Genomic DNA, 9382 nt, shown 5'->3' on the forward strand with positions numbered 1-9382 from the left:
AAAGTTGAAAGCATCTATTAAAACAGTAAATATTGTTGCAAAAGATGGTAAAAGTAGAAGATAAATTATTTATAGGACTAATATTAATATGTTCGAAATGTATGGAACTCCCTCTTTGTTTAGCTTTGAGAAAACTTTGGGGAAATATCTATCATAAAATGATAGGGAATAACCTACTCTTGAGGCACCACCAAAATAAATTAATGCATCTGTATATGAGGCAATAATCGTTCCTGCTATCATTAGAAATATTAAGATTAAAAGAAGATTTGAAGGTATTTTAACTGATGTCAAAGCCGTTATATATGGATATGGTAGAGTTATTAATGAAGGCCATTGAGATGGGTTACTGATAACTTTATCCGCAACTCCCTAGAAATGCAATGCTTTCAACCAAATAGATTATCATTGTTATTATTAAAGATGCTATAACTGCTTTAGGTATAAACTTCCCAGGATCTTTAACCTCTTCTGAATAATTAACAGGCTGCTTAAATCCAGCGTATGCCAGAATTGTTGATGTTACTGCAGTGAAGAAACCTATTGCGCCTAAGTTAACAGGCATAAAACCTCCTAAAATTGGTGAATTAAAGTTCTTTGCATTAAAGAAGGCAAATAGAGCCAAAACAGGTATCATAACCATAGCTATTTTTAAAACCGTTAAATAATTGTTTATGTCACCTATTAAACCAACGTGCTTGTTGTTTATCAAATACGTTATTAAAGCTATTATTGCACTTATTACTATACCCAATACAGTTAGAAAACCTGATTTATATAATGATGGAAAATAATATGCTAGGTATTCAACAAAAGCTATTATAGAACTTGGAGTGACTAAAGCATAGCCCAAAAATGCAGACCAACCGTTTATTGAACCAGCAACTGGTCCATTGCTTTTAGCTGGGTAGTAAGCTACGCCACCAGCTCTGGGCCACATAGTTCCAAGTTCTATAACAACTAAAGCAACAGGTATAATTAAGAGAAATGCAATAACCCATGATAAAATACCTGCTGGACCATCATAACCTAAAACATAAACGGGAATAAATGCTACTGCATCACCAATAATTGCTCCTAACGTTAAAAATAATACGTGCCAAAACCCCAACTCCTTTCTAAAGCCCATGTGACCATCCTAAAGACATATGTTTATATATTTATAAACTTTTCTCTCTTTTAAATTTATAACTAAGGTAAATTATTTAAGCATTTTAATTTTAAAAATAATATTATAATTGTAAAGAAAGTTCCATAATGACCTTCTCCCCATCCTGAAGGACGAGGATTACCACTTTATTGTCAGGCTATAGTAATAGAAACCCCAAGTGACAGCGTTGAGATAAAGAGATGGTTTAAGAGGAAGCAGCTTGTCTATCAGTTGCTCATGGTGAAGCCTGAGTGAGCTCTTGGGAATTTAAGCCAACATAGAGAAAGGATAGACCTCACACTTTTTTAAGACCCTCAACAGGATTACGGATGCTTAGTTCAGGCCCCATCAGATGGGTAGAGTACCGAATATTAACCCATAAAATAGTGTCGTGAGGTCCCAAGCTAGGGAGAAAGGGCTTCTCATCAGAGAGAGTCTAACCGCCTGAGCTACGTAGGTGGTTGGCTCCATCATGACGAGGGGCAGTAGGTATCTGGATACTACCGAGAGCGGGAAGTAGACAGGAGCTAAGAAGGTGAGCGCAAATGACGCTATTTGTGTCACCAGCTGTAGCAGCCTCCAACTCCTTATCCTCGCGGCAAGTCGTGAGAGTCTCCTCGGGTGAAACGTCATAGTACCTGTATCCTTGACCCCAGCGGCATCCATGAGTTCAGTAAACGTCATATGCCCTTTATCGCCGAGGGCTCTTATTATAGCCCTTTTGGTCGGGTGCGACAGGCCTCAAACACGTCTTCTGACAACAGCTCACCCGCTCTTATGTAAAGGGCCTCGTCAGAGATAAAGCCTCCTGACGAGCGTGGTCCTCAAGTTATTGAACTCAAGTAGTGAGTGGACTCGTCAGTTAGTAGACGTATTCTGAGTCTTTATAAGTTGCACTTCTCAGCTTCTTTATAAACGTCGTTCATACCAAGGTTTTTCATAAAGCTCAGGACTACGAGGATCATGGATTAGGACCTCTTTTCTGGCTTAGTCGTCCCTTGCTCTTCTCCTTAAGCTCCTCCCTTCCCAAGGCCTTCATCGTCATTTGTGAGGAAAGTGGAAACTTTATGCTTCGGCATGCTTGCATCGCTTTTTAAACTTTATGAAATTGTAAAGTTGCTAATAAAAGTGAAATGGGAGGCGTCTTGCCAATAATAATCTACACTGGACCTAATAGCTTTCCAGTCAGTAATAGCTAGAGCCCAGATCCTGGCTCATCAGGTCCAGGTATATGCCTACTCAAACAATACTATAATGACCCAGGGCTACCTGGTGCTCCGCGCCACCTCCCATAGCCCCAGGATGGGGCTCACGTCCTAGAAAAGTAAGGGGTAGACCTTGTAATAATATATTAATTTTGAAAGATAAATCAAGAATGGTGAGAAAGGTAACAATTGAATTTAAGAGGAAAGAAGACGTAAAAGAAGCATCAAAAGGAACATACGTCCAAGAGATTAATAAGAGGCTAGAAGAGTTTGAAGAATATATAGAAAAACGTGATCCTGTTCAGGCCTCCGAGAAGATATATAAAGCTGCAGAAGAGTTTTTAAAACTATTAGCTGAATTTTATAACATTCTAGAGGCAAGAGAAGCAAAGCTTAAGGGAAAATGGACTAGAAGACTTTTAGATAAGGCCTCTTATGAATTGGGTTTAACAGACATATTTGACATAGCAGATAAGCTCCATGTATGGGGATTCCATGAAAGGTCTATGGATATAGATGATGCTAATAGGGAAAAATTGTAGCTAAAAAATACAAAGCAGGTTGGAAAAAGAAGGGTTTATATAATCATGCAACGTCTATTTATTACTCTCAATGTTTTTATTAAATATACTAAAGAAAAAGCAACCTACATAACTTTAATATTTAATAAGACAAAGATAAATAAGGGGTGTTTAATGAAACTATATTTTAATTTCAGTAAAATTAAGTTTGTTTCTTTACTGGAATTAATTACATCTATATCCATTTTATTGTTAATATAGGTACTTCTTCATGAAGAATATATTCTTCCACCCTTTTTAGCAACTGCATCAACAAAATATGCTGATAAGGATTGGAAAATCAATAAGCAAACCACAATAGTTTTTTCATATTTATTTGCAGGCATTGTTGCAGTAATTTTTTCATTATTTGTTTATGGAATTTTCTACGCAACAATAGCATCGTTTGTTTGCTATTTAATAGAATTAGTTTTAAATATAGAACACCCACCTTCTTTACTAATTACATTTATTGGTGTTCTTGATCATGTAAAGCTCACATACATTATAAAACCTGTTTTAATAGGAATATTTATTATAGAAGGTATTAGTTATATATTAGAATATAAAATAAAATAATCTTGATAAGGAATTTTTAATTAGAATATACTAAAATAACGCAAAATCTTTTTATTTCTTATATTTATAAAAAATTAACGCAAATTTACATAAATATTTAAAATTAAAATTTATGTTGAATCTTTTCTTTCTGAATTTTCTGCGAACTTTAAAGATCTAAATTCCAAATCGTGAACTTTTAAAGAAAATGTTCTTATTATTCCATATCCTGCTGGTGAAGATTGCAATAAATTCGTATATTTATCCATGCCAATTTTCATTAACGCATCTTCGTCTGCCCTCAACGCTATCTTAGTATTTGCTAAAGTAAGAATCAAATCATTTAGATCCGTAGGCCTATGAGTAGCTAGAATCGTCCCTATCCCTCTTACCCTACCTAACCTCATTATTCTGTTAATCAATTTTTCTAATGCCTCTTTTCCTTCATCGCCTCTCCCACTTTGAGGAAAATATTCATGAGCTTCATCAAATATCATTAAAAATGGTGTTTCCTTTCCTTCATTTTTATACCTACTATCAACAAGTTCAAATATTCTTTCTGCTATAATAAAAGCGGACATGGTAGCTGCAGAAACACCTTTCTCGAGGACAAATCTTAAATCTACTACTGTTTTTCCGCTTATTATATCATTATATTGAGGTTCATCTAAATAAAGATCGGTTTTACCTTCTTTAATATAAGTATCAATAACTCCTGTTTCCCTTAGCAATACTACTGATCTAATTATGTTATCTTTTGTTGTCTGATGTAAAGGCAAGCTTTTTAAGTTCCTTTCGCAATTTTTTTCCCATAAATCTATAGTACCTTCACAATTACTTGTTAACATTTTAAAGAATGCTGCACCTTGGGATGAGAAGAAAGGTGAAACCTCAGCTATTAAACCATAAGTTTTTACAAGCTTAAAGCCAATTAGATTAATTTTAAACTTTTTCTCCCCATCTAGAAAAACCATAGGACCTACTATTTTATCAACTTTATTGCTTATGTTGCTCCTTTTTAAGTAATTAGCTATTATATCATTAATTTCTGATTTAGAATAATCGCTTGTTATTGGTACAATTATGTTATATCCAAGCTCAGCTGCTGGCTTAACATAATCACCTTGTATATCAAAAACTATCAAAGGTATGTTACTGTTTCTCATAATTACCTTTAACAAATTAGTTTTTCCAGCACCAGTAGTTCCTACAATTAATATATGATGTCTTAAGATTTCATCCGTTAACTTTAATCTTATATCCAGTTCTTTATAACCCTCCATTATATTACCAATCTCAACCCCTTCTTTTGGCAAACCAAGCATTCTTATTATAAAATCCTTATTTGGTATAAATATGGGGCTTTGAGGGTCTATTGGAGAAGAAGGGGGAACTACTTCTCCGTTTATTTCCTCAGATAGAAGCTCAATAGTTAATGAAAGAGGTGTTGTTAAACTGGAGATATCTTCAGTTGGAGTTAAAGCAGGTATTTTTGATATTGCTAAAATATCGGATCTCTCTACATTTATTATTCTTCCTAAAATTAATGATTTTGAAAATGGTAACGAAATACCAATATAGCTTCCTATCAAAAATTTTTTGTTTAAATATACTTCAAATGGGATTTCTGCCTTTATTTCATTATTTTCCTTTCCATATGATATTGGGGTTATCCTAGAGGCTATACCAACTACTTCCCCATTTTTACTAGCATTTTCCTTTGCTTGGTTTATAAAATTTCTTAAATCTATTGTATCATTAGAAGACATTTAATCACCTAATGTTATTTACTATTTTAAAGTTAAAAATTTTAAACGCTATAATTTAATAGGGATCTTTACGGAAGTAGACTATGCAATAAGATCATTAATGAAGATTTTATCTGAAATATCATATAAAGAAAGCTACTTGGGTTCAGATTTACCTTCGGGCATTGTTGATGAAACGAGTTACATAAATTATGAAGGAGAAATTGATAGATGTGAGCCTCTAGATGAATTTGGTTATTTAGACAGCTCCTCAAGGATAATAAATGTACGAGGGGCAAACCTTTACTTAGCTTCGCTATACGCAAACGATAATGGGAAGCATATATTAATACCTTTAGATGCATCAATACCATTTATAGCCATAAAGGGATCTAGCGAAGTAATAAATAAAGTAAAGGATCTAGGTTTTATTGTTACTGAAAATGTTAACCATGTGCAATATTCAGTTAACTATAAGGATGATAATATTTTGGACGAGCTGAGGATAAGCCTTGAGAATTATGCCATAAACAACGCTAAGAGCAAGGTTTTAATTGTTGATGGCCCAATTTTTCCTGGGCCATATACAAAAATTATTGGAGAGCCTTATAAATCAGCTTTTGAAACTCTTAATATTAAAAGGAAGACTGAAAATCTAATAGGAATAGTAAAGAGGCTAAGCTTTACAAGAAAATTAAGCAGGGAAGAAAACATAGCTAAAAGATATAAAAAATTAGTTGATATTGGAGCAACTGATGATATAATAGTATTTGAGATGAGCAAAGGATTTGATAAATTTATTTCTCCAATTTATAAGGAAGAAGTTGAGATATTGAAAAACAAGTTTTATCGTTATATGGTATACATTAAGGTTAGAAATAGCGTTTTCAGAGTTGAGAGCAGGAATAAGGAATTATTGTGTGAAGGTGTATGGACTTCTATAAAAAATACATCAATAAGAGGAATACCGACTTTTATAGAGGCAGCAGATAAGATTTCTAGAAGGTTAAGTGCCTCAACTTATTTAATATCTTTTATTAATGCTATGAGCCTAATGGAAGTAAACTATGATGATTGGAATAGATATATTGAAGCTATGAGAGACTTGAGCGAATAATCATAATAATAATAATTTCTTACATTTTTGAATTAAAAATTAACAAGTATGATTTTTAGCAAATGAAAGTATAAAGAAAGAAAAAAATTCTTTGTATAAGAATGCAGTAACAAAAAGGTTGTTTATTATTAAAATATTTCAAATTAATTGAGAATAATGCTCGCTAATAAACAACTAATTTTTTAAATAGTTATAAGACCACCTTTATCATGAAAATTTATCAAAAACACATAAATTAATTAAAATATTGATAACAACTAATTATATATAATAAAATATATTATTTATTATCTTTTATATAATCTTTACTTAAAATCCCTATGTCAATGAGTTTTGTTAAGTTTTCCCAAGCACGTGAGCGAACATATTTATTTTCAGATTGCAATAATGATAAGAAATAGTTCTTCCTTTCTTTAACCTTATCGAAATCGATAAATCCTTTATAAATGAGTTTTGTTAAGTTTTCCCAGGCAGTTAAACGTACATATTCATTATTACTCTTCAATAATGATAAGAAATAGCTCCTATTTTCTTTAACCTTTTCGTAATCAACCAATCCTTTGTCCATGAGCTCAAGTACGTTGTACCAAGCAGTTAAACGAATTTTTTGGCTACCACTTCTTAGTAAAGAGTGGAAGTAGTTCTTTCTTTCTTTAACCTTTTCGTAATCAACCAATCCTTTGTCCATGAGCTCAAGTACGTTGTACCAAGCATATAGACGTACATATTCGTTACTACTTCTTAATAATGAGAGGAAGTAATCTTCCCTTTTACCTAAAATTTTTTTACTAATAAGTTTCGTAAGATCGGCCCAAGCAGTTAATCGCACATATTCGTTACTACTCTTCAATAATGATAAGAAATAATTCTTCCTTATTTTAACACTTTCTAATTCAACTATTCCCCTATCAATAAGTTTTGTTAAGTTTTCCCAAGCAGTTAAACGAACTTTTTCATCTCTAGATTTTAATAAAGAGAGGAAGTAATCCGAGTCTCTTTTATCAATCATTCCCCTATCAATAAGTTTTGTTAAGTTTTCCCAAGCACGTGAGCGAACATATTCATCATTAGATTTTAATGCTCCCAAAAACAGTTTGTGAAAATCATCAATATTGCTTAAAGCATTTATGTTATTCAAAACAAAATCATTAAATAATAAGTTAACGATTCCATGTAAAAGCTTATCATCTATATCATCAATATTTACGAGAACATCAAGAGCCATAAGCTCAAAAATATCCTTATTATACCATAGAGAATGTAAAAATTCGACCGATAATATATCATAAGCCAACTTTTTTCTTTTATTATTATATCTCTTATATTTTTCTTTATTTTTAAGGTAATCCTCAAAAAATTTAAAATAATTCTGAGGAATTCTTTCTAATTCTTTCAATATACCATTAATAACTTCATGATATTCTTCAACGTTATACATTTGGCTTCTTAAATTTTTTATGCAATCATCTATTTCACTCTCATAACTTTCAAAAATTGATTTAAATAAATAATCATAACCTTTTTTAACTGAATTGTGAATTGGCCTGATTTCGCCATAAATAGGATCTGTTTCGAAAAGAGGAAACCTTGTATAAATTCCTTTCATTGTTAATCCTATAGTCCCAATCTTAGGTTGTTTCGTCTTTAATTTCTTTTGCTCATTAAAAAGAGCGTCAAGGGATTTTATAATGTATGATTTCTCATAATCTTCTCCATATATAAGATTGAGTGCATCTTTATCAATCTCGCCTAAAACTACATTTTTAGTTTTTAATATAGCACCAAGGAGGGCAAGTATTAGCAAGAAATCCTTTTTGTCTTCTTTCCTTCTTGATGATATTTTGCAGTCAAATAGATAAAATTGCTCTATCTTTTTTGCGGCATATTTCACTGGGTCTTTTTCTATCTCATCTATATCTTTTTGTCTTATTGCTTTTTTACCTTCAATAAAATACCTAAGTATTATAGGTAACCCATTAGCATTTTCAATTATTTTTTCTTTTAAATCATTAGAAATGGGAATCTTACCTCCAAGAAGCTGATCCAGAATTTTATGCATCTCATCCTTGCTTGCTTTTCCTACATTAACTATTACAGTTCTGCTCTTTAATCTTTCTTTTTCCTCATCACTATTAAGACCATTTAGAGCTGTTTTATAAATTGTGTCCCAATCAATATCCGTAGTTGTAATTATTATTGGTCCTGTTACCTCTTTTTCTTGCTTTTTAACTGCTTTTATAAGTAGCTTATATGCTTCCTTTAGCTCAGATTCACTTACCCTTGAATCGTCTATAAGCAAAAGAGATCTATCCTTAGGATAATCAAAATTTTCCATATCATCAATTGCGTAAGCTTTTATATTAGCTTCAGAAAGTAAAGCTTCTCTAACTATTCTGTAAGTGAGCCAGCTTTTTCCAACTCCAGAAACACCAACAATGGCATAGACTAAAGGATCTTTAGACGGATCCCATAATGATATTTTATTTGAGATTTCCTTTCTATTTATTAACTCTTCTTCAAATTTAGGGCCTTTATATAAAGAAAGTTTTTCATGTATTTCAAGAGGTTCCTTATTAACTCCATAGTAGTACTTTAAATTGTTTAAATCAAGAAGTCTTAAAGCCTTTGCTTGGTTTACAAAATTTCTTAGATTTGTTGTATCATTAGAAGACATTTAATCACCTAATGTTATTTGCTATTTTAAAGTTAAAAATTTTAAACGCTATGATATATTTTGTGTGTTTATTCCCCCTCCCCTCCTTCCCCGGCTTAACTTTTCCTTACTTTTAATTACTTCTAATTCAGCCGCGCACCCCTTTTAAGGGATCGTAAACATTAACTCCTAAATCATTGGGATAAATTGAGAAAAACATCACTATCTTCCTTATATACCTTTTCTATAGAGTAAAGAGGTTCTATTGAGTCATTTTCTAATGTAGCATATCTACTTTCCTAATACATCACAACTATTTTCACAATCTTAATACAATTACCCTCTTAAGCAGAATTCATCATCAGGTAAGGATTAACTTTATTGCATTCTC

General features: G+C 32.0%; 7 protein-coding genes. 2 read left to right on the top strand and 5 right to left on the bottom strand.

Annotation, left to right across the window (positions count from 1 at the left end; genetic code table 11):
- Positions 1-69: 69 nt before the first annotated feature.
- The 3 genes from ACP5GV_RS03640 to ACP5GV_RS03650 form a co-directional block, all read right to left on the bottom strand.
- Complete coding sequence (locus ACP5GV_RS03640; protein WP_428102326.1) at positions 70-294, bottom strand: hypothetical protein; 225 nt, start codon at positions 292-294, stop codon at positions 70-72.
- 64 nt (positions 295-358) lie between these two features.
- Positions 359-1129, bottom strand: coding sequence for an APC family permease (locus tag ACP5GV_RS03645; protein WP_428102328.1), 771 nt, complete (start codon positions 1127-1129; stop codon positions 359-361).
- A 369-nt stretch (positions 1130-1498) separates the two neighbouring features.
- Positions 1499-1834, bottom strand: a complete 336-nt coding sequence (locus tag ACP5GV_RS03650) for a hypothetical protein (RefSeq protein ID WP_428102330.1) — start codon at positions 1832-1834, stop codon at positions 1499-1501.
- Between the two features lie 691 nt (positions 1835-2525).
- On the opposite strand from ACP5GV_RS03650, the gene ACP5GV_RS03655 reads away from it, so the two are divergent.
- Complete coding sequence (locus ACP5GV_RS03655) at positions 2526-2897, top strand: PaREP1 family protein (protein WP_428102332.1); 372 nt, start codon at positions 2526-2528, stop codon at positions 2895-2897.
- A gap of 707 nt (positions 2898-3604) precedes the next feature.
- On the opposite strand, the gene ACP5GV_RS03660 is transcribed toward ACP5GV_RS03655, so the two are convergent.
- Positions 3605-5242, bottom strand: a complete 1638-nt coding sequence (locus ACP5GV_RS03660; protein WP_428102334.1) for an ATP-binding protein — start codon at positions 5240-5242, stop codon at positions 3605-3607.
- A gap of 100 nt (positions 5243-5342) precedes the next feature.
- On the opposite strand from ACP5GV_RS03660, the gene ACP5GV_RS03665 reads away from it, so the two are divergent.
- On the top strand, positions 5343-6338 hold the full coding sequence (locus ACP5GV_RS03665) for a DNA double-strand break repair nuclease NurA (protein ID WP_428102336.1): 996 nt from the start codon (positions 5343-5345) through the stop codon (positions 6336-6338).
- Between the two features lie 280 nt (positions 6339-6618).
- Here ACP5GV_RS03665 and ACP5GV_RS03670 read toward each other — a convergent pair whose 3' ends face one another.
- A complete protein-coding gene (locus ACP5GV_RS03670) occupies positions 6619-9012 on the bottom strand; it encodes a HEAT repeat domain-containing protein (RefSeq protein ID WP_428102340.1) in 2394 nt (797 codons plus the stop codon).
- Between the last annotated feature and the right edge of the window lie 370 nt (positions 9013-9382).

Origin of the sequence: Caldisphaera sp. (assembly GCF_049974385.1) — an archaeon.
In the GTDB taxonomy this organism is placed as follows: Archaea; Thermoproteota; Thermoprotei_A; order Sulfolobales; family Acidilobaceae; genus Caldisphaera.